The sequence below is a fragment of the Curtobacterium sp. Curtsp57 genome (assembly GCF_047324335.1).
Taxonomy (GTDB): Bacteria; Actinomycetota; Actinomycetes; order Actinomycetales; family Microbacteriaceae; genus Curtobacterium.
Genome location: NZ_CP168511.1, coordinates 2,862,775 through 2,882,226, shown reverse-complemented (window position 1 = coordinate 2,882,226; position 19,452 = coordinate 2,862,775). Strand labels below are relative to the sequence as shown.

Sequence of the window (19,452 nt, the reverse complement as noted above, 5' to 3'; positions counted from 1 at the left end):
TCAGTCCCTTCAGGCCGCTGCTGCAGCGAGTTCGGCGGCCTGCTCGGCCGCATCGTCCATGGTCGCGGCGACGGTGACGAGCGGGTGCGCCGCCTCCGCCAGGATCCGGCGACCCTCTTCCACGTTGTTGCCGTCGAGGCGCACGACGAGCGGCTTGGTGGCCGCGTCGCCGAGGATGCCGAGCGCGGCGACGATGCCGTTCGCGACGGCGTCGCAGGCGGTGATGCCGCCGAAGACGTTCACGAAGACGCTCTTCACCTGCGGGTCGCCGAGGATCACGTCGAGGCCGTTCGCCATGACCTCTGCCGAGGCGCCGCCGCCGATGTCGAGGAAGTTGGCGGGCTTCACACCGCCGTGACGTTCTCCGGCGTACGCGACGACGTCGAGCGTCGACATGACGAGCCCCGCGCCGTTGCCGATGACGCCGACCTGGCCGTCGAGCTTCACGTAGTTGAGGCCGTGGGCCTTCGCCTTGGCCTCGAGCGGGTCCTCGCTCGCGGTGTCCTCGAGCGCCTTGTGGGCGTCGTGACGGAAGTCCGCGTTCTCGTCGAGGGAGACCTTGCCGTCGAGCGCCAGGATCTGGCCGTCGCCGGTGCGGACGAGGGGGTTCACCTCGACCAGGGTGGCGTCCTCGCCCTTGTAGACGTCGTAGAGCTTCACGAACACGTCGGCGACCTGGTCGCGGAGCGCCTCGGGGAAGTTCGCCTGCGTCGCGATGTCGAGCGCAGCCGCCTTGTCGATCCCGGTCAGCGGGTCGACCTCGACGCGTGCGAGCGCCTCGGGCTTCTCGACCGCGAGCTGCTCGATCTCCATGCCGCCCTCGACGCTGACGAGCGACAGGTAGGAGCGGTTGGCGCGGTCGAGGAGCACCGAGAAGTAGAACTCCTCGGCGATGTCCGCTCCCTGCGCGATCATGACGCGCTTGACGGTGTGGCCCTTGATGTCGAGGCCGAGGATGGCCTGGGCGTGCTCGAACGCCTCGTCCGGGGTCTTCGCGACCTTCACGCCGCCCGCCTTGCCACGGCCGCCGACCTTCACCTGGGCCTTCACGACGACGACGCCGCCGATCTTCTCGGCCGCTGCCCTCGCCTCCTCTGGGGTGTCGGCGATGATCCCCTGCAGAACGGGGACGCCGTAGGACTCGAAGAGGTCCCTGGCCTGATACTCGAAAAGATCCACGCTGTTCTTCTTCCCGCACTCGTCGTGCGATCGGCATCGGTTTCGCAGGTCGCAGCGCTCAGCATCGAGGGTCGCTCGATGTCGAGACAACGGCCGTGACAGAGCCTAGCGCCGCCACATGGACGTCGAGACAACGGACAGCACCAGCCCGCACAGACAGCAACGGGTCGCCACGCGGACGTCGAGACAACGGACAGCACCAGCCCGCACAGACAGCAAAGGGTCGCCACATGGACGCGCGATCCGGGGGACGGCATCCCGGAAACCGTCCCAGGCATCGGACGGCACGGTGGTCCGGTGCACGATGGACTCCGAACCCGAGCCGCCGAGGTCTTCGGCTGGCACCTCCACCCCGACCAGGAGACCGTCGTCGACGCGGTCCTCGACGGCAGGGACGCCCTCGCGGTGATGCCCACCGGCGCCGGCAAGTCCGCGATCTACCAGGTCGCCGGACTCGCCCTCGACGGCCTGGTGGTCGTCGTCTCGCCGTTGGTCGCCCTGCAGGAGGACCAGGTGGTCGGGCTCGCCGAGCACCCGGGCGCTCCTCGTGCCGTGACGGTGAACGCCACGAAGGGCACGCGCGACCTGACCGAGGCGTGGGACGACGTCGCCGCCGGCGCGGTCCGGTACGTGTTCCTCGCCCCGGAGCAGCTCGTGAAGGACACCGTCATCGAGCGACTCCTGGACGTCGGCGTGGCGCTGGTGACCGTCGACGAGGCGCACTGCGTGTCGTCGTGGGGGCACGACTTCCGCCCGGACTACCTGGCACTCGGCGAGGTGGTCGAGCGACTCGGCCACCCGCCAGTGCTGGCGCTGACGGCGACGGGCTCCGGCCCCGTGCGTGACGACGTCGTCGAGCGGCTCCGGATGCGCGACCCGCTCGTCCTCGCCACCGGCTTCGACCGCCCGGAACTCCGGCTCGAGGTGCGCCGCCACGGGGACGACGAGGGCAAACGGGAGGCGGTCGTCGACCAGGTCGCCAGCCTCGAGGGAACCGGCATCGTCTACGTCGCGACCCGTGCGGAGACGCTCGTGTACGCCGACGAGATCGTCGAGCGCGGCCGGGTCGCCAAGCCGTACCACGCCGGACTGCGGGTGGCGGACCGCGAGCAGGTCCTCGCCGGGTTCCACGACGGATCGGTCGAGGTCGTCGTGGCGACGAGCGCGTTCGGCATGGGGATCGACAAGCCGGACGTGCGATTCGTGGTGCACGCCGACGTGCCGGAGTCCGTCGACGCCTACCACCAGGAGATCGGCCGCGCCGGGCGGGACGGTGCGCCGGGGCTCGCCACGCTGCACTACCGCGAGGAGGACCTCGGGCTCCGCAGGTTCTTCGCCTCCGGCAGCCCGCGTCCGGCATCGCTCCGCTCCGTGTTCGACGCGGTCCCCGCCACCGGGTCGATCGCCCGCGCCGACCTGGCGAACGCGTCCGGACTGTCGGCGCGCACCGCGGGACGGGCGGCGAACGCGCTCCTCGACGCCGATGTCCTCTCGGACGACGGCGACGGGCTGGCGCGCGCCGCCGACGCTCCGCGCGACGCGTCCGCCGCCGCGAAGGCCGCACGGGACCGCGCCGCCCAGCTCGTGACGATCGAGGAGTCCCGCATCGCGATGATGCGCCGGTTCGCCGAGACGTCTGGTTGCCGCCGCCAGTTCCTGCTCGGGTACTTCGGCGACGAGCTCCACGAGCCATGCGGGAACTGCGACACCTGCTCAGCCGGGACCGCGGACGCGACCACGGGCGTCGACGGCGCACACGACGCCGAGTGGCCGCCCGACGCAGCGGTGGAGCACACCGAGTGGGGTCGGGGTGTCGTGATGAGCACCGAGGACGACCGGCTCACCGTCTTCTTCGACGACGCCGGGTACCGGACCCTGGCCCTCGCGGACATCGCCGAACGGCACCTGCTCGAACGGGTCTGAGTCCCCCACATCCTGGGCGACCCGCCAGGGCCCCGGCGTACACCAGGAGGCCCGACGGAAGGAGCGCCATGACGGCGGAACAGAACCAGCAGGCACAGGAACGACTCGGCGAGATCCTCGAGGCGCGCGCGTTCGACCGGTTCAGCGAGGTCTGGGCCGAGGACGTCGTCGACCACGACCCGGCGCCGGACCAGGCACCTGGGCTCGCGGGCATCGTGGACTTCTGGACCGAGTTCACGACGGCGTTCCCCGATCTCTCGCTCGAACCGGACCCGCTCGTCGTGACCGACGACTACATCACCGCCGTCTTCACGATCCGCGGGACCCACACCGGCCCGTTCCAGGGCCACGAGCCCACCGGCCGCGACTTCACGGTGCGCGGCATCCAGGTGTCGAAGTTCCGCGACGGCAAGATCGTCGAGCGCTGGGGCTCCACCGACGAGAAGGGCCTGGCGGAGCAGCTCCGCCTCGGCGAGCACGACACCAAGTTCGTCAGCGCCTGACCCCGGCACGACCCGACCACGAAGGAGCAGCACCATGACCGATCCCGGCATCAGCCCCGTCGACGACTTCGACGCAGAGGAGCGCCGCGACGACGACGTCGACCGCGAGCACGTCGGACCGTACGAGGTCGACGAGACCGACGAGTCCCTCGAGACGGTGACGAACGACGCCGTCGCCGGCGAGACCGTCGAACCGCAGCCGGGTGACGGCACCGACGACGGCCCCACCGGCGGAGCGCCCCGCGAGGGCTCGCCGGACCTGTGGGAGCACGACGGCGACTCCGAGCTCCCCGACCTGGGGAACGACCTCGGCACGAAGCCGCTGTAGTCAGCACCGCCCAGCACCGCATCGACCACGGAGCACGGCTCGGTACCATCGAGCCGTGCTCCGTCGTGTCCAGGCCAGTGTCCGCGGCATGCCAGCGGTCGCACGGCTGCTGGCGATCGCGTCACTGCTGCTCGTGGCCGCCTCGGCGCACACGGGTGTCCGCTCGGGCGTGACCGCGTGCGGCCCGTCGACCTACGGCCCCTCCTGCGGCACGAACCTCCTCTGGTTGCCCCTGCTGATCGGCGGAGTGCTCGTCGCCGTGGTCGCCGCGACGCCGTCGCACTGCTGGCCGCTCCCCGCGATCTGGCTCGTCGCGACGCTCGTCGCGGTGAGCACCGGCCCGGTCGGCAGCGTCGCCTTCGTCGTCGCCGCGCTCGTCGGCGGCGCAGCCGCCCTGGCCGGCGCCGTCGCGATCGACGTGGTGCCGCGCCGACGCGAGCGGGGCACGAGACGGTGACCAGCGAACGGACGGGAGGCTCAGCGCCGGACGTGCGCCGAGCCTCCAGTCCGCCCCGTGGTCGGGACCGGGTGCTCGACCGGTTCCTGGCGGACAGCACCCCCGTCGTCGCCGGCGGGCGTGCGATCCTGCTGCAGATCGCCGACCCGGTGGTCGCGGCCGGCGTCCGCCGGCACTCGGACTTCGCGCGGCGGCCGCAGCAGCGGCTCGCCCACACGCTCATGTACATCTACGCCGTGATGCTCGGCTCGCCCTCGGACGCGGCGATCGCGACGTCGTTCGTGCACCGCGCGCACGCACCGGTCACGGGTGCGGACGACGCCGACCGGCAGCTCTGGGTGGCGGCGACGCTGTACGACTCGGCGCTCCGGGCGCACGAGGCGTTCGGCGACGCGGTGCCCCCGGAGCTCGCCCAGCGCATGCTGGCCGCCTACGAACCGATCGGGGTGGCGCTCCGGGTGCCGGCGGGACGCTGGCCAGACTCCGTCGCCGCCTTCGAGCACTACTGGACCGGCACGATCGCGGGGCTGCAGGTCACCGACGACGCGAGGGCCGTGGTGCGCGACCTGCTGCACCCGCGGTTCGCGCCGCTCTGGGTCCGTGCCGCGATGCCGCTCGTGCGGATCGTGACCGTCGGCATGCTCCCCGATGCGGTCCGCGCGCAGTACGGCTTCGCGTGGGGCCCGCGCGAGCGACGGCGGTACGCACGGGTGACCGCAGGAGTCCGGCGCTTCCGGGCCGTCGTGCCGGGACCACTGCGGCGCCTCCCCGGCCCGCTGCTGCTCCGACAGATGCGACGGATCGCGAAGCAGTACTTGTCACACTGACAATTACCGTGCTACGGTCGGGTCATGGCAGTCGAACTCACCACCCGGAACGCTTCCGGAACCAGCGTGACCCCGACGTTCTCCACCATGCGGTTCCCCGCTGGCGAAGCACACGTCAAGGTCGCGAACGACGACGCCGACACGGGGGAGACCACCGAGATCGCGACCCTGCGGGGCGCGAGCGGCGACGACCTCCTCGCGCTCGGCATGTGGGCGGACGCCGTGCGACAGCGCGGCTCGAAGTCGGTCGCACTCATCCCGTACCTCCCAGGCGCCCGGCAGGACCGCGGACTCCCCTTCGGGGCGAAGGTCTACGCGGACGTCATCAACGGCTTCGGCATCGACCAGGTCATCGCCTTCGACCCGCACTCGCCCGTCATCGTCGGGCTGGTCGACAACCTGACGGTCGTCACGAGCGAGCGGGTCGTCCGTGACGCCGTGGTCGCCGGTTCCGACTACGTCGGCATCATCGCCCCGGACAAGGGCGCCGTCGCACGGGCCACCGCGGTCGCCGACGCCTGCGGCCTGCCGGTCTTCCGGGCCGAGAAGCACCGCAACCCCGACACCGGCAAGCTCGACGGGTTCACCTGCGAGCCCCTCCCCGAGTCCGGACGGCTGCTCGTGGTCGACGACATCTGCGACGGCGGCGGAACGTTCATGGGCCTCGCCGGCGCGACCGGCCTGCCGAAGGAACGCCTCGGCCTCTGGGTCTCGCACGGCGTCTTCTCCGGCCGGGCACCGGCACTCGCCGAGCACTTCGGCGAGATCGTCACCACCGACTCCTACCCGGCGCAGACCGACGTGCCCGGGCTCACGACCGTTCCCCTCATCCCCTTCCTGACGGAGCAGATCCGATGACCACCACCGACACCACCGCGACCGGCACGACGACCACCGCCGGCATCGAGCCCCGCATCACCGGTCCGAGCCCCATCGCGCCGCTCCTCGCCGTCGACGGGTACAAGCACTCGCACCGGCAGGTGTACCCGCAGGGGACCACGCGGATCCTCATCAACTGGACGAACCGCTCGAACGCACACATGCCCGAGTCCACGCACGCCGTGGTGTTCGGCCTGCAGGCGTTCATCCAGCGCTCCCTGGTCGAGGCATGGGCGCCGTTCTTCGCCGCGGACGAGGACCTGGTCGCCGACCTGTTCCAGCAGGCGCTCGAGGGGTACTTCGGCCCGAACCACATCGGCGTCGACCACGTCCGCGCCCTGCACCGCCTCGGGTACCTCCCGCTGACGATCACGGCCCTGCCCGAGGGGACCCTCGCGCCGATCGGTGTCGCCACGCTCACGGTCGAGAACACCGTCGACGAGTTCTTCTGGCTGCCGAACTACATCGAGACCGCCCTGTCCGCGTCGATCTGGCACCCCTCGACCGTCGCCACGAAGGCGCTGGAGTACCGCGACCTGATGGAGGACTGGGCAGCGCGCACCGGTGCCGTCCCGGAGAGCATCGACTTCGCCGCGCACGACTTCTCGTTCCGCGGGCAGTCCAGCATCGAGTCCGCGGCGGCCGGTGGCGCCGGACACCTGCTCTCGTTCCTCGGCACCGACTCGATGCCGTCGCTCGACTTCATCGACCGGTACTACCCGGGCGACAACGGTTGGGTTGCGGCGAGCGTCCCGGCGACCGAGCACAGCGTGATGTGCGTCCGCGGGGCCGACGGGGAGCTCGAGACGTTCGAGCAGATCCTCGACGTCTACCCGACGGGCATCGTGTCGGCGGTCAGCGACGGCTTCGACCTGTTCAAGGTCATCACCGAGACGCTCCCGCAGCTCAAGGACCGGATCACCGGGCGCGACGGCAAGCTCGTGATCCGCCCGGACTCGGGTGACCCGGTCGACATCGTCACCGGCACCGTGCACGGGGTGGGTGCCGACGCGCTCGCCGACCCGGCGCGCAGCCACGAGGAGAAGGGCGTCGTCGAGCTCCTCGACGAGATCTTCGGCCACACCGTGAACGACGCCGGGTACAAGGTCCTCGACCAGCACATCGGCGTGATCTACGGCGACAGCATCACCCTCGACCGCGCTCGTCGGATCTACGAGCGGCTCGAGGCCAAGGGCTACTCGAGCGACAACATCGTGCTCGGCATCGGCTCGTACACGTACCAGTACATGACCCGGGACAACCTCGGCAGCGCCGTGAAGGCGACGTGGGCGCTGGTGGACGGCGAGCCCGTCGACATCCAGAAGGACCCGAAGACGGGCAGCGGCAAGAAGAGCGCGAAGGGCCGCACCGCCCTGCACCGTGACGAGACCGGCGAGATCCGGCAGAGCGACCAGGCGAGCGCGGCGGACGAGGCGACGAGCCTGCTCCAGCCGGTCTGGACCGACGGCCGGTTCCTCGTGCACCAGTCCTTCGCCGACGTGCGTGCGACGCTCCGCCGCGAACGCGCCGACCGTGCCGCACGCCGGGCGGCATCGGCGTGACCGACGGCGCCGTGGCGGCCCGCGACCAGCCGCTCATCGCGATCGACGTCGTCCCGATGTCGTTCACGGCGGGCGACGGGCTGCTGGTCGCCACCGCGCGCCGGCCGTACGACCCGTACGCCGGACAGGAGGCACTCCCCGGCGTGCTCCTGGACGGTACGGAACTGCTCACCGACGGGGCGCATCGCGCGCTCCGCACCAAGACCGGGATCGACGACGCGTCGATCCGGCACCTCGCGCAGATCGGCGCGTTCGACGGACCAGAGCGGGACCCGCGGTCGACGGCGATCAGCATCGCGTTCGTCGCGGTGGTGGCGGGGTCCGATCGCGGCGCCGAGTCGTCGGCCGAGGCCGGCGGGGGCCCTGGAGTCGCGTCGTCGGCGATCTGGCGCGACCCTGCGCAGGCCGAGCCGGGCCTCCCGTTCGACCACGACCGGATCATCCAGGCCGCGCTCGACCACGTCCGCACCCGGCTGTGGCGGGACCTGCCGCTCACCCGCGCCCTCCTCGGAAGGCGGTTCACGACGGCGGACGCGAGCCGGCTGCAGACCGCGGTGACCGGCGTCGCCCCCGATCCCGGCAACCTGAACCGGGCGCTGCGGACCAACCCGGCGCTCGTCCGGGCGGCGGCGACCACGACGTCGGGCCAGCGTGGCGGACGTCCCCCGGTCTCCTGGACGTGGGCGGACTGACCGGGGTTGGCTGTGGGGATGCCAACCGCACCCCTCTCCGGCGACCCGTCGTTCGCGTTCCCCGAGTTCACCGATCCGCCCGCCACACCGATGGCCGCCGCGCGGGCCTGGCTGGCGACGGCCGACGACGTCTCCGAACCGCTGTCGATGACGCTCGCGACCGCGGCGGACGGGGTCGTCAGCGCCAGGACCGTCGACGTCAAGCGGCTCGACGACGAGGGGCTCGTGTTCGGGTCGTCCACCGAGAGCCCGAAGGGACGGCAGCTCGCAGCCAACCCGGCGGCCGCGCTGCAGGTGTACTGGCGCGAGACCATGCAGCAGATGCGGTTCGAGGGGGTCGTCGTGGTGCTCTCCGACGACGAGTCCGACGCCCTCTTCGCCGACCGGTCACCGAAGTCCCGGGCGGCGACGGCCGCAGCCCACCAGTCCGAGCCGCTCGACGGCACGTTCGACGACCTGCTGTCCGCTGCCGGGGCCCTCGGCGACGATGCCTCCCGTCCGGCGTCGTGGGTCGCCTACCGGCTCGAACCGGTCGTCGTGGAGTTCTGGCACGGCAGCCGCGACCGCATGCACCGACGCCTGCAGTACCGCCGGTCGGATGACGGGTGGACGACACGCGTGCTCCAACCGTGAGCTGTCTTCGGACAGGGCGCGCGGTGCTCCCGCACAACCGGGAACAACTCGCGCCACCGAAGTCGGTGGCGCGAGTTGCTCCCGGTTGGTCGAACACGGACCCGACCGGCGAGGTCGGCGCCCGCCCTACGCCCGCGCGACGGGGTTCGGCATCGACCCGGCGCGGATGAGCGACGACGACTGGTCCGCCAGGTCGACCATCGACAGGGTGTTCCGCAGCTGCAGCCGGTTCAGGCAGGAGTGCTCGAAGACCGGCGCACGCAGGTCGAGCGGGCGGCGCCGGTCCGGGTGGGCAGCAGCGTGCCGGTCGATGCACGCGCCGACGAGCTCCCAGAAGCGGGACTCCGGCAGGACCCCGTCGTCGTCGAGGATCGCCGCGACGAACCGCAGCACCCCGTCGAACACGTCGGTGAACACGGCGAGCGCCGCCTCGTCGTCGTCGACCGGGTGCACGATGCGCTCGATCCCGGCCGGCACGGCGACCGGAGCGAGCACCGCGACCTCTTCCCCGATGTCCTTCATGACGGCGCGGACCACGACACCGTCGCGGAGCACCAGCACGAGGTTCTCCCCGTGCGGCATGAACGCCAGGTCGTGCACGGTCAGGCAGTGCACCACGGGGAGCAGGTACGCGTCGAGGTACCGCCGCACCCACTCGTCCGCCGGCAGCCCCGACCGGGCGACCAGCGCCGAGGCCACCGCCGCACCGGAGGCATCGCGGTGCAGCAGCGCCGCCATCGTCATGAGCTGCTCGCCGTCGGACAGCCGCGGCACCGGGCTCTCCCGCCAGAGCGCCGCGAGCATCTTCCGCTGCGGCGACGACACGTCCACCCGGTGGTACGCGTCGCCCGTGTACCCGATCGCCGCGTGTTCCCGCAGCACCTCGAAGCCCGCTGACCGCAGCGTCGGGTCGGCCGAGACGATCCCGGCGACCCAGTCGTTCACCGCAGGGGTGTTCCGCATGTAGGCCGGCGACATCCCACGGAGGAACCCCATGTTCTGCACCGCCAACGCCGTCTTGACGTACGACCGCGTCGGGTCCGTCCGGTCGAACGCCGTCCGGATCGACTGCTGCGGCTGGTGCTCGTCCGGCCCCTCCCCGAGGTCGACGAGGTCCTGTCGTCCGAGGTCCGGCGCGAACGTCACGGCGATCCGGTGCTGCCACTGCCACGGGTGCACCGGCAGCCACACGTAGTCGTCCGGGTCGAGCCCGCGGCGCTCCAGCGTCTGCCGGAACCCGGCCACCGTCGCCGCGGGCAGCTCGGCCGCCCAGTGGGCGTCCTCGGTCCGGTCCGCGGCGAGCGCCAGGTGCGTGTGCTCCCGGCGTGCCGCGAGCCACCGGTACCGGAACGTCCGCCCGGACTCCGGCGCGTACGCCCGGTACTCGTCGAGCCCGAACCCGATGCGACCGTTCGACGCCACGAACGCCGGGTGCCCCTCGGTCATCGCCGCCTCGGTCGCCTGGAACGCCGCGACCGCATCCACTCGTCCCCGCGCGAGCTGGGCAGCGGATGGCCCGCCCCGTCGGTGCTTGGCGGCGGCACTGGCGAGGGTCGAGGCGATCTCCTCGAGGTACGTGCCGAGCAGCTCGTCGGGGATCCCGAGGAGGTCGCGGAGCTCGAGTACGAGGTCCTGCGCGCTGAGCGGCACCGCGTCACCGTCACGGGTCCGGGTCAGCGATGCCTCGTCGATCGACCAGTGCTCGAGCGCGTGCAGCCGTGCCAGGAACCGGTAGGTCGACGGCCCTGCCGCAAGGCGCCAGCCGTCGCCGTCGGCCACCGGTGCGATGAGCCGCTCGTGGGTGAACTCGGTGATCGCCTTCGCCACGAGGTGCCGCTCCGCGACGTCGAGGTGCTCCGGTCGGAGGTGCGCAGCGGGTCCGTCGTCGTCCGGCACCCCGATCCGGTCGGTGTCGAGCACCGAGAGCAGCGCGCGCTTGCCGTCGACGTCGACCTCGCGGAGCACCCGGAACCCGACCTCGGCGTTCTTCGCGTGCACCGCGGTGTTCCGGACGTCGGGCTCGACCACGACGCGACGTGCGCCGAGGGCGTCCCGACAGTGCTCCACCACGGTCCGCATCACCGCGCTCGTGAGTCCGTGCACCCGCCCGTCGGCAGGCGGCGGTGCGACGAGCAGGTGCATGCCGACGTCGCCGGGTTCGGCGGGCCAGACGTCGGTCAGCAGCACGGCACCCGGGTCGTAGGTCTCGGCGAGGAAGCACGGCTCGCCGTCGCGGCGCCCCAACCACGCGGCCTGCGCCGGGTCCGCCTGCACGCCGGCCAGGTACGCGCGCACGGCCTCGACGTCGAGATGGCCCATCTCCCACCAGCTCGACGCCGGGTGGGCGAGCCACGCCTGCACGACGGCGGCGTCGCGATCCGGGTCCACGGGTTCGACGGACAGGAGGCTCGGGGTCGCGCCCGCCTCGCGGGGCACGTCGAGCAGGACGGTTCCGTTCTCGGTCATGCGCGCACCTCCGCGCGCTCGGCGCCGCGCCGTTCCGGCGCGGCCCCCGGGGCCCCGGCCTGCCGTGTGGCGGGCAGGCCGAACTCCTGGAAGGCGATCCGGTCCTCCAGTCCGTGGACAGGGCGACCCGTGACGGACCGGATGATCGACGCGTTCCGCCACGCACCCATGCCGAGGTCGGGGGCGGTCAGCCCGTGCGTGTGCTCCTCGGCGTTCTGCACCCAGATCCGACCACCGATGGTGTCCACGTGGTGGTCGCGCGCAACGGCGAACCGACCGCGGGAGTCCCGCGCGACGAGGTGCTCGACCGGGTCGAGGAACCGCGTCGGGCGCGGGGCGTACCCGGTCGCGAGGACGAGCCGCTCCACCTCGTGCTCGTACGTCTCGCCGAGCTGCTCGTGCCGGAGGGTCAGTCGGTACCTGCCCCGGTCGGCGAGCCAGGAAGCGTCCACGACGCTCGTCTCGGTCCGCAGCGACGTCGGGATCGGGCCGCTTGCACTGATCCGGTACAGCGCGTCGTAGAGGTCGTCGACCAGGTCGGCGCTGATGCCCTTGTACAGCCCGCGCTGTTCGCGTCCCAGGCGGTCGCGGAGGTCCTCGGGCAGCCCGTGGAAGTGGTCTGTGTACTCGGGGCTCGTCATCTCGAGCGTGAGCTTGGTGTCCTCCATCGGGAAGAACCGCGGCGACCGGGTGATCCAGTCGAGCGTGTAGTCGTGCGCGCGGATGTCCTCGAGCAGGTCGCGGTAGACCTCGGCGGCGGACTGCCCGCTGCCGATCACCGCGATGCTGCCGGCGCTCCGGAGGGCGTCGCGGTTCGGCACGTACTCGGCGGAGTGGATCACCGGGCCGGGCAGGTCGCGGAGCGCCGACGGGACGGACGGCGCCGAGCCGACGCCGATGACGACGTGGCGGGCACGGTACGCCTCCGGGCCGTGGTCGGTGTCGGCGTGCACGGTGAACAGGTCCGTCGCCTCGTCGTGCTCGACCGCCGTGACCGTCCGACCCCAGCGCAGGGTGTCGAGGCGCTCGGCGGCCCAGCGGCAGTACGCGTCGTACTCGCTGCGGAGGGGGTGGAAGTCCTCGCGGATGTAGAACGGGTAGAGCCGGTTCGTCTCCTTGAGCCATGCCAGGAACGAGAACGGGGACGTCGGGTCGGCCATCGTGACGAGGTCCGCCATGAAGGGCACCTGGATCGTGGCGTCGTCGAGCATCATGCCGTGGTGCCAGGCGAAGCCGTCTGCGGCGTCGAGGAACACCGCGTCGAGGTCGTCGAGCGGGTCGGTCAGGCAGGCGAGGCCGAGGTTGAACGGGCCGATGCCGATGGCGACGAGGTCGAGGGGGTCGTTCGAGGTCGTGGTCGTGTTTGTGTTTGTGTTTGTGTTTGTGTTTGTGGTCATCGTGCTGCTCCTGCTGTCTCGGCTGCGGCGGCTGCTGCGGTTGCGGCGGCCGTTCTGGCCACGTGGTCGAGGGATGCCCGCATCTGCTCCGGGGTGGTCTCCGGGTTCAGGAGCGTGAGCTTGTTGCACGGCCGCCCGTCGATCACCGTCTTGGCGACGAGGACCCGCCCCTCGGCGAGGAGCACTGCCCGGAGCGGTGCCACCAGGGCATCGGCCTCGGCGTCGGACATCCCCGCCGGCTGCCAGCGGAACAGCACCGTGCTGAGCTGCGTCGGCGCGACGAGGTGCAGGTCCTGGTGGTCGGCGACGATGGCGTGGGTGGCCTCGGCGAGGTCGATGACCGCGTCGAACGCTCGACCGATCGCGTCCGCGCCGGTCGCTCGGAGCGTCGCCCAGAGCTTCAACGCGTCGAAGCGCCTCGTCGTCTGCAGGGACTTGTCCACCTGGTTCGGTTCCGCCGCGTCCTCGGGGTTCAGGTAGTCGGCGTGCCAGGCGATCCTGCGGAGGTCGGCGGGGTCACGGACCAGCAGGGCACTCGAGGAGACCGGCTGGAAGAACGACTTGTGCAGGTCGGTGGTCACGCTGTCGGCCCGCTCGATGCCGTCCAGCAGGTGCCGGCGGGTGGGCGAGACGAGCAGGCCGCAGCCGTACGCGGCGTCGACGTGCAGCCAGACGTCCTCGAGGTCGCAGACGTCGGCGACGGGTTCGAGCGGGTCGATCACGCCGCGGTCGGTCGTGCCGGCCGTGGCGACGACCGCCAGCGGGGTGCGGCCTGCGGCGCGGGTCTCGGCGATGGCCTCGGCCAGGGCTGCGGGGACCATGCGGCCGGCGGCATCGGTGGGGACGATGCGCACCTGGCCGATCCCCAGCAGGCGTGCGGACTTCGCGATGCTGAAGTGGGTCTCCGCCGTGGTGAAGACGGTGTGCGGCCCGCGCGGTGCCCGCTGCTCGACTCGCTCCCGCTGCTCGACTCGCTCCCGTGCGATGAGGAGCGCCTGCAGGTTCGACTGCGAGCCGCCGGAGGTGAAGATGCCGTCGCCCGCCGCGAAGCCGATCCGGCGTGCCAGCCAGTCGACGACGTGTCGCTCGATCTCGGTGCCGATCCGCGACTGGTCCCAGGTGTCGACGGACGGGTTCACCGCCGCGAGCACGGCCTCGGCAGCGACAGCGGGCAAGGCCACCGGACAGTTCAGGTGTGCGAGGGAACCGGGGTGGTGGAACCACACGGCCTCCCGGACGAACAGCTCGTCGAGCTCCACGAGTGCCCGGTCCGTCCCGAGCGGTACGCCGTCGAGATCGATCCCGGCCACCCGGTCCCGGAGTTCGGCGGCGGAGGTGCTCGTCGTCGGCGTCGTCACCCCGGCGACGCGGTCGGCGAGCCGGTCCACGGTCGATCCGACGAGGTCTCGGTAGCGGGCGGCGGTGGCGTTGGTCAGCATTTCGATCACAGGTGTCACGTTAGGTAAGGCTAACCTCACCTTGAATCGGTTGTCACCCGAACAGGGGGCCGGGCGTGGCGTCAGCAAGGTCCGGCATCATCGTTGGATGAACAACCCCGTGGTCCGTCCGGCGAGCGTCACGGACGCCGACCGCATCGCACGCGTGCACGTCCAGGCCTGGCAGGAGGCCTACGCACACCTGTTGCCGGCGTCCTTCCTGGCGGCACTCGACGTCGATGCGCGAGCGGATCGGTGGCGGACGGTCATCGCCGACGTGGAGACCGACGTGTTCCTCGCCACGATCGACGACGTCGTCGTGGGCTGGGCCTCCGCGGGTCCGGGACGTGATCCCGAGGCTCCACGCGACCGGGAGCTCGAGGGCATCTACATCCTGGCGTCGACGTACGGCTCGGGTGCCGGGCAGGCGCTGCTCGACGAGGCCGTCGGCGACGCGCCGGCCTACCTGTGGGTGGCGGACGACAACCCGCGGGCCGAGGCGTTCTACCGGCGCAACGGATTCCACCGGGACGGAGCGGTGAAGCGTGTCCACCTCGGCCCGCACCCGCTCGAAGCCGTGCGGTTGGTGCGCTGAGCTGTCGTGCGCTGAGCGCTAGAGCTTCTCGATCGGGGCGATCTTGATGAGGAGCTTCTTGCGCCCGGCCGAGTCGAACGCGATCTCGGCGATGCGCTTGGCCCCCTGACCGGTCACCGCGGACACGGTACCCTCGCCGAAGTCGACGTGCTTGATGCGGTCGCCGGACGCGAGCTCCATGTCGCCGTTGTCACGGACCTGCCCGGAGACGCGGTTTGCCCACTCCGTCTTCGGCCGGGTCTTCGCCGCCGCCGCAGCTCGGTCGTAGGAGCCGCCGCCCCAACCGCCACCGCCGCGGTAGCCACCACCACCGCCGCCACCGAATCCACCGGGTCCGGCGCCGTCACGCTTGGCGTTGAGCGCACGCGGCTGCGTCCCACCACGGCTGTTCGCCATGCCGGGTGACTGCTTCCACTCGATGAGCCCCTCGGGGATCTCCTGCAGGAAGCGGGACGGCATCGCCACGTTGACGTCGCCGAACTGCGCGCGGGTCATCGCCAGCGACAGGAACAACGACTTCTTGGCGCGGGTGATGCCGACGTAGAACAACCGGCGTTCCTCGGACGGGCCACCAGGTTCGTTCGCCGACATCCGGTGCGGCAGCAGGTCTTCCTCGACGCCGGTCAGGAACACCGCGTCGTACTCGAGGCCCTTCGCCGTGTGCAGCGTCATGAGCGACACCGTTCCGGAGGAGTCGTCGAGCTCGTCCGCCGCGGCGACCAGGGAGACCTCGGTCAGGAAGTCACTCAGTGTGCCGTCTGGGTTGTTCTTCTGGAACTCCCGCGTCACCGCGACGAGTTCGTCGATGTTGTCGGCACGCGCCGAGTCCTGCGCGTCCGGGGACTTCCGGAGCTGTTCGAGCAGTCCGGAGCCGTCCAGGAGCTGCGTGAGCGTGTCGACGACCGGCTGGTCCTGCGCCTTGGCCGAGACCTCGTCGAGGAGCGCCGCGAAGGCCGTGATCGCGTTCCGGACCTTCGGCCCGAACCCGAGCTCGTCCGCGTGCCGGAGCGACTCGCGCATGGTGACGTCGTGCTCGTCGGCGTAGCGCTGCAACGTCGTCTCGGTCACCGCACCGATGCCCCGCTTCGGGACGTTGAGCACACGGCGGAGCGCCATCGGGTCCGCCGGGTTCGCGACGGTGATCAGGTACGCCATCGCGTCCTTGATCTCGGCGCGTTCGTAGAACTTCGTGCCGCCGAGCACCCGGTAGGGGATCGCCGCGCGGATGAAGATCTCCTCGAGTGCACGCGTCTGCGAGTTCGTCCGGTAGAACACCGCCATGTCGCGGTAGTCCATGCCGTCCTCGTGCAGGCGCTGGATCTCGTCCGCGACGAACTGGGCTTCGTCGTGTCCGGTGTAGCCCGTGAAGCCAACGATCTTGTCGCCGGCGCCGACCTCGGTGAACAGGTTCTTCACCTGGCGGTCGAAGTTGTTCGCGATGACGGCGTTCGCTGCGTCGAGGATGTTCTGCGTCGAGCGGTAGTTCTGTTCGAGCAGGATCACCTTGGAGTTCGGGAAGTCCCGCTCGAACTCGACGATGTTGCGGATGTCGGCGCCGCGGAAGGCGTAGATCGACTGGTCCGAGTCGCCGACGACGGTCAGCGACGCACCGGCGATCGACCCGTCCGCCTCGCGCATCCTGGCGACGTGCTGGCCTTCGTCCTCGAGCCGGTCGACCTGCTCCACCGGGACCGGACGCGTCAGCTCGCGGATGAGCGAGTACTGCGCGTGGTTCGTGTCCTGGTACTCGTCGACGAGGATGAACCGGAAGCGCCGCTGGTAGAGCGCAGCGACCTCGGGGAACGCCCGGAACAGGAACACCGTCTGGCCGATGAGGTCGTCGAAGTCGAACGCGTTGGCGCGACGGAGGTCGTTCGTGTACCGCCGGAACACCTCGGTGAACATGACTTCCTGCGGGTCGTTCGCGTTGATGTTCCGCGCGTACGAGTCGATGTCCTGCAGTTCGTTCTTGAGCTTCGAGATCTTCGACGCCGCCGCACCGACCGTCAGACCGAGCGTGTCCGCTTCGAGGTCCTTGATGATGCGCTTGAGCAGCGCCCGCGAGTCGGCGGAGTCGTAGATGGTGAACGACTGCGGGAAGCCGAAGCGCTCGGCTTCACGACGCAGGATCCGCACGCACGCCGAGTGGAACGTCGAGATCCACATGCCCTCTGACGCCTGGCCGACGAGGGCACGGACGCGCTCGCGCATCTCGGCGGCCGCCTTGTTCGTGAACGTGATCGCGAGGATCTGCGACGGCCATGCTTCACGGTTCGCGAGCAGCAGGGCGATGCGACGCGTGAGGACGCTGGTCTTGCCGGAACCGGCTCCGGCCACGATGAGCAGGGACTCGCCGCGGTACTCGACGGCTTCCTTCTGCTGGGGGTTCAGACCGGCGGTGAACGGGTCGTCGTACGGGCGGGCCCCGGCACCCGGCTCGGGCGTCGAGTCGAATGGGTCGAGCACGATCGTCATGTCCGGGACAGTCTAGGCCGGACCCCCGACACCGGCACCCCGCTCCTCGGCCAGCGAACGCGCCCGGACCGCGAGGTCGGTGTGGTCCGCGAAGACCCCGTCGACCCCCGTCCGCACCACCGAGGTGAACCACCGCTCCCAGTCGCCGTGCGCCGCGACATCCCCGCCACGCCGGAGCGGCGCGGGCAGGAACCGGTTCTCCGGCCGGAGGGTCCACGTGAAGACCGCGAGCCCGACCGCGTGCGCACGCTCGACGACGTCGGACCGCACCGGTCGGGGGTCGTCGAGCGCCACCGGATCAGTGCCGGCCATCAGCGTCTTCAGGTCGACGCTGATCCCGTCGAACTCCTCGGCCAGCCCCGCGAGCGCGCCGTCCGTGCGCTCGTCCGCATAGGTCGGAGCCGCACGTCCGTGGGACGCGACCTCGTCCGCGGCGCTGCCCCTGGCCTCCTGGAGGTACACCAGCCGACCACCGGCGCCACGCGAGCCGATGTCGCGGAGGACGCCCTTCTCGAAGCACTCGAACGTCAGTCGTTCGTCACCACGCCACCCGGCTCCCCCGACGACGCCGTCGACCAGCTCCCCCATCGGCAGCCCGATCGAGTCGAAGTACGTCGCGTGCTTGACCTCGGCGACGAGCGCGACCGGGCGGGGTGCCGCGTCGAGGATGGCGAGCAGGTCCTCGAGCCGCAGGACCGGGTTCTCGCCGTCGTGCTCCGCGGACCGCGGACGCAGTGCCGGAAGCCGCTCGCGCGTGCGGAGTGTGGAGAGTTCGTCCCACGTGAAGTCCTCGGTGAACCAGCCGCTGAGCCGGTTCCCGTCGACGACCTTCGTGGTGCGCCTCGCAGCGAACTCGGGGTGGTCGGCGACGTCCGTCGTGCCCGAGATCTCGTTCTCGTGCCGGAGCACGAGCACGCCGTCCTTCGTGGGGACGAGGTCCGGTTCGATGGCGTCGGCTCCGAGGTCGATCGCGAGCTCGTAGGCGCTGCGGGAGTGCTCCGGGCGGTACCCGGAGGCACCGCGGTGGGCGATCACGAGGGTCATGCGGCCGACCCTACTGGGCGGGAGTTGCCGGTCCGTGGGCATCGTGCGCACCGCAGGATGCCCGCACCACGAGCTCGGCCGGGAACTCCCGGTGTTCGGTCTCCGGCTCACCGAGCAGTCGCCCGACGGCAGCAGCGGCCATCGGCACGACCGGCTGCCGGACGGTGGTGAGCGGGGGCCACGTGTACTCGGCTTCCCACGATCCGTCGAACGCGACGACCGCGACGTCGTCGGGGACCCGGACGCCGCACTCGTGGAAGGCACGGAGGACTCCGACCGCCGTGCGGTCCGAGGCGGCGAACACCGCATCGGGACGATCGCCCTCGTCCGCGATCTGCAGTCCGGACACGTAACCACCTTCGCGCGTGTACCCGCCGTCGTAGACCCGGCCTGGAGGCACGCCCCACCGCTCGCAGGCGGCTCGCCATCCACGATGGCGGGGTTCTCGGGCGTTCGGCTCGCCGACGAACGCCACCTGCCGGGCGCCGTGGCCGAGCAGGTGCGCCGTCGCCTGCTCGGCACCGGCCTGCAGGTCGGTGCCGACGCTCGCGACACCCGCTCGCGCCGACGAGACGTTCAGTTCCACCCACGGCAGGCCGACCGGGTCGATGGCACCCGGGTCGGCTGCTCCACTGGAGAGCACGAGCACGCCGTCGACCATGCGCGCCGCGAACTCCTCGAAACGCGCGCGGAGTCGGTCTGGCTCGAAGCTCGTCGCCGTCGTGTAGAGCGCGTACCCGCGCTCCCACGCGGCGGATTCGATCGCCGCCGCGTACTCGGCGAAGAACGGGTTCGCGAACACGGGGTCCTCGCGATCCGGCACGGCCAGCACGAGCGTGCGGGCAGAACCGGATCGGAGGGCCCGCGCTGCCTGGTTCGGCCGGTACCCGAGCTCGGCGACGGCTGCGAGGATCCGTCGCCGAGTCCCGGGAGCGACCGGCGCTCCACCGTTCAGCGCGTAGCTCACGAGCGCATCCGAGACCCCGGCGAGCCGGGCGACGTCCCGCCGCGTGGGCTTCCGGGGGCGCTCGTCGCTCGTTCCGTTGGTCACCGGTC

Annotated in this window: 17 protein-coding genes; 10 read left to right on the top strand and 7 right to left on the bottom strand. The window is 71.3% G+C overall.

Annotated features, from left to right (window positions below):
- Window positions 1–9 precede the first annotated feature (9 nt).
- The gene (gene sucC / locus ACEN9V_RS13750; RefSeq protein WP_281265939.1) at window positions 10–1,179 is read right to left on the bottom strand and encodes an ADP-forming succinate--CoA ligase subunit beta; all 1,170 of its coding nucleotides are present in this window, start codon (window positions 1,177–1,179) and stop codon (window positions 10–12) included.
- A 297-nt stretch (window positions 1,180–1,476) separates the two neighbouring features.
- On the opposite strand from sucC, the gene ACEN9V_RS13745 reads away from it, so the two are divergent.
- The 9 genes from ACEN9V_RS13745 to ACEN9V_RS13705 all read left to right on the top strand — a co-directional run bounded on the left by ACEN9V_RS13745 (window position 1,477) and on the right by ACEN9V_RS13705 (window position 8,983).
- Window positions 1,477–3,102 carry a RecQ family ATP-dependent DNA helicase gene (locus ACEN9V_RS13745; RefSeq protein WP_413600761.1) on the top strand — a complete coding sequence of 542 codons (1,626 nt, stop codon included), beginning with the start codon at window positions 1,477–1,479 and terminating at the stop codon, window positions 3,100–3,102.
- 68 nt (window positions 3,103–3,170) lie between these two features.
- Complete coding sequence (locus tag ACEN9V_RS13740; protein WP_281265940.1) at window positions 3,171–3,605, top strand: ester cyclase; 435 nt, start codon at window positions 3,171–3,173, stop codon at window positions 3,603–3,605.
- 34 nt (window positions 3,606–3,639) lie between these two features.
- The gene (locus ACEN9V_RS13735; RefSeq protein WP_413600760.1) at window positions 3,640–3,933 is read left to right on the top strand and encodes a hypothetical protein; all 294 of its coding nucleotides are present in this window, start codon (window positions 3,640–3,642) and stop codon (window positions 3,931–3,933) included.
- Between the two features lie 55 nt (window positions 3,934–3,988).
- Window positions 3,989–4,390 (top strand): hypothetical protein, encoded by a 402-nt coding sequence (locus ACEN9V_RS13730; protein WP_413600759.1) that lies wholly within the window; start codon window positions 3,989–3,991, stop codon window positions 4,388–4,390.
- Between the two features lie 32 nt (window positions 4,391–4,422).
- Window positions 4,423–5,217 (top strand): oxygenase MpaB family protein, encoded by a 795-nt coding sequence (locus tag ACEN9V_RS13725; RefSeq protein ID WP_413600758.1) that lies wholly within the window; start codon window positions 4,423–4,425, stop codon window positions 5,215–5,217.
- A 24-nt stretch (window positions 5,218–5,241) separates the two neighbouring features.
- Window positions 5,242–6,075 carry a ribose-phosphate pyrophosphokinase gene (locus ACEN9V_RS13720; RefSeq protein ID WP_413600757.1) on the top strand — a complete coding sequence of 278 codons (834 nt, stop codon included), beginning with the start codon at window positions 5,242–5,244 and terminating at the stop codon, window positions 6,073–6,075.
- Window positions 6,072–7,658: a nicotinate phosphoribosyltransferase gene (locus tag ACEN9V_RS13715; protein WP_413600756.1), complete on the top strand. Its 1,587-nt coding sequence runs from the start codon at window positions 6,072–6,074 to the stop codon at window positions 7,656–7,658. Before ACEN9V_RS13720 ends, ACEN9V_RS13715 begins: the two co-directional genes overlap by 4 nt.
- Window positions 7,655–8,350, top strand: a complete 696-nt coding sequence (locus tag ACEN9V_RS13710) for an NUDIX domain-containing protein (protein WP_413600755.1) — start codon at window positions 7,655–7,657, stop codon at window positions 8,348–8,350. The genes ACEN9V_RS13715 and ACEN9V_RS13710 overlap by 4 nt, the downstream gene beginning before the upstream one ends.
- Window positions 8,351–8,368: 18 nt before the next feature.
- A complete protein-coding gene (locus tag ACEN9V_RS13705) occupies window positions 8,369–8,983 on the top strand; it encodes a pyridoxal 5'-phosphate synthase (RefSeq protein ID WP_402727204.1) in 615 nt (204 codons plus the stop codon).
- Between the two features lie 126 nt (window positions 8,984–9,109).
- Here the strand turns inward: ACEN9V_RS13705 and ACEN9V_RS13700 are convergent, their stop codons facing one another.
- Genes ACEN9V_RS13700 through ACEN9V_RS13690 form a run of 3 tightly spaced genes read right to left on the bottom strand, consistent with a single transcriptional unit; the run spans window position 9,110 to window position 14,285 of the window.
- On the bottom strand, window positions 9,110–11,449 hold the full coding sequence (locus tag ACEN9V_RS13700; RefSeq protein ID WP_413600754.1) for a GNAT family N-acetyltransferase: 2,340 nt from the start codon (window positions 11,447–11,449) through the stop codon (window positions 9,110–9,112).
- Entirely contained in the window at window positions 11,446–12,846 is a 1,401-nt protein-coding gene (locus ACEN9V_RS13695; protein WP_413600753.1) for a lysine N(6)-hydroxylase/L-ornithine N(5)-oxygenase family protein, read from the bottom strand. The genes ACEN9V_RS13700 and ACEN9V_RS13695 overlap by 4 nt, the downstream gene beginning before the upstream one ends.
- Window positions 12,843–14,285 (bottom strand): pyridoxal phosphate-dependent decarboxylase family protein, encoded by a 1,443-nt coding sequence (locus tag ACEN9V_RS13690; RefSeq protein WP_413603064.1) that lies wholly within the window; start codon window positions 14,283–14,285, stop codon window positions 12,843–12,845. The genes ACEN9V_RS13695 and ACEN9V_RS13690 overlap by 4 nt, the downstream gene beginning before the upstream one ends.
- Window positions 14,286–14,391: 106 nt before the next feature.
- On the opposite strand from ACEN9V_RS13690, the gene ACEN9V_RS13685 reads away from it, so the two are divergent.
- Entirely contained in the window at window positions 14,392–14,877 is a 486-nt protein-coding gene (locus ACEN9V_RS13685) for an N-acetyltransferase family protein (protein WP_413600752.1), read from the top strand.
- 18 nt (window positions 14,878–14,895) lie between these two features.
- Here the strand turns inward: ACEN9V_RS13685 and ACEN9V_RS13680 are convergent, their stop codons facing one another.
- The 3 genes from ACEN9V_RS13680 to ACEN9V_RS13670 are packed head-to-tail and all read right to left on the bottom strand — an operon-like array spanning window position 14,896 to window position 19,447.
- A complete protein-coding gene (locus ACEN9V_RS13680) occupies window positions 14,896–17,352 on the bottom strand; it encodes an ATP-dependent helicase (protein ID WP_413600751.1) in 2,457 nt (818 codons plus the stop codon).
- 12 nt (window positions 17,353–17,364) lie between these two features.
- Window positions 17,365–18,396: a glycerophosphodiester phosphodiesterase family protein gene (locus ACEN9V_RS13675; protein ID WP_413600750.1), complete on the bottom strand. Its 1,032-nt coding sequence runs from the start codon at window positions 18,394–18,396 to the stop codon at window positions 17,365–17,367.
- 10 nt (window positions 18,397–18,406) lie between these two features.
- Window positions 18,407–19,447, bottom strand: coding sequence for a LacI family DNA-binding transcriptional regulator (locus ACEN9V_RS13670; protein ID WP_413600749.1), 1,041 nt, complete (start codon window positions 19,445–19,447; stop codon window positions 18,407–18,409).
- Window positions 19,448–19,452 lie beyond the last annotated feature (5 nt).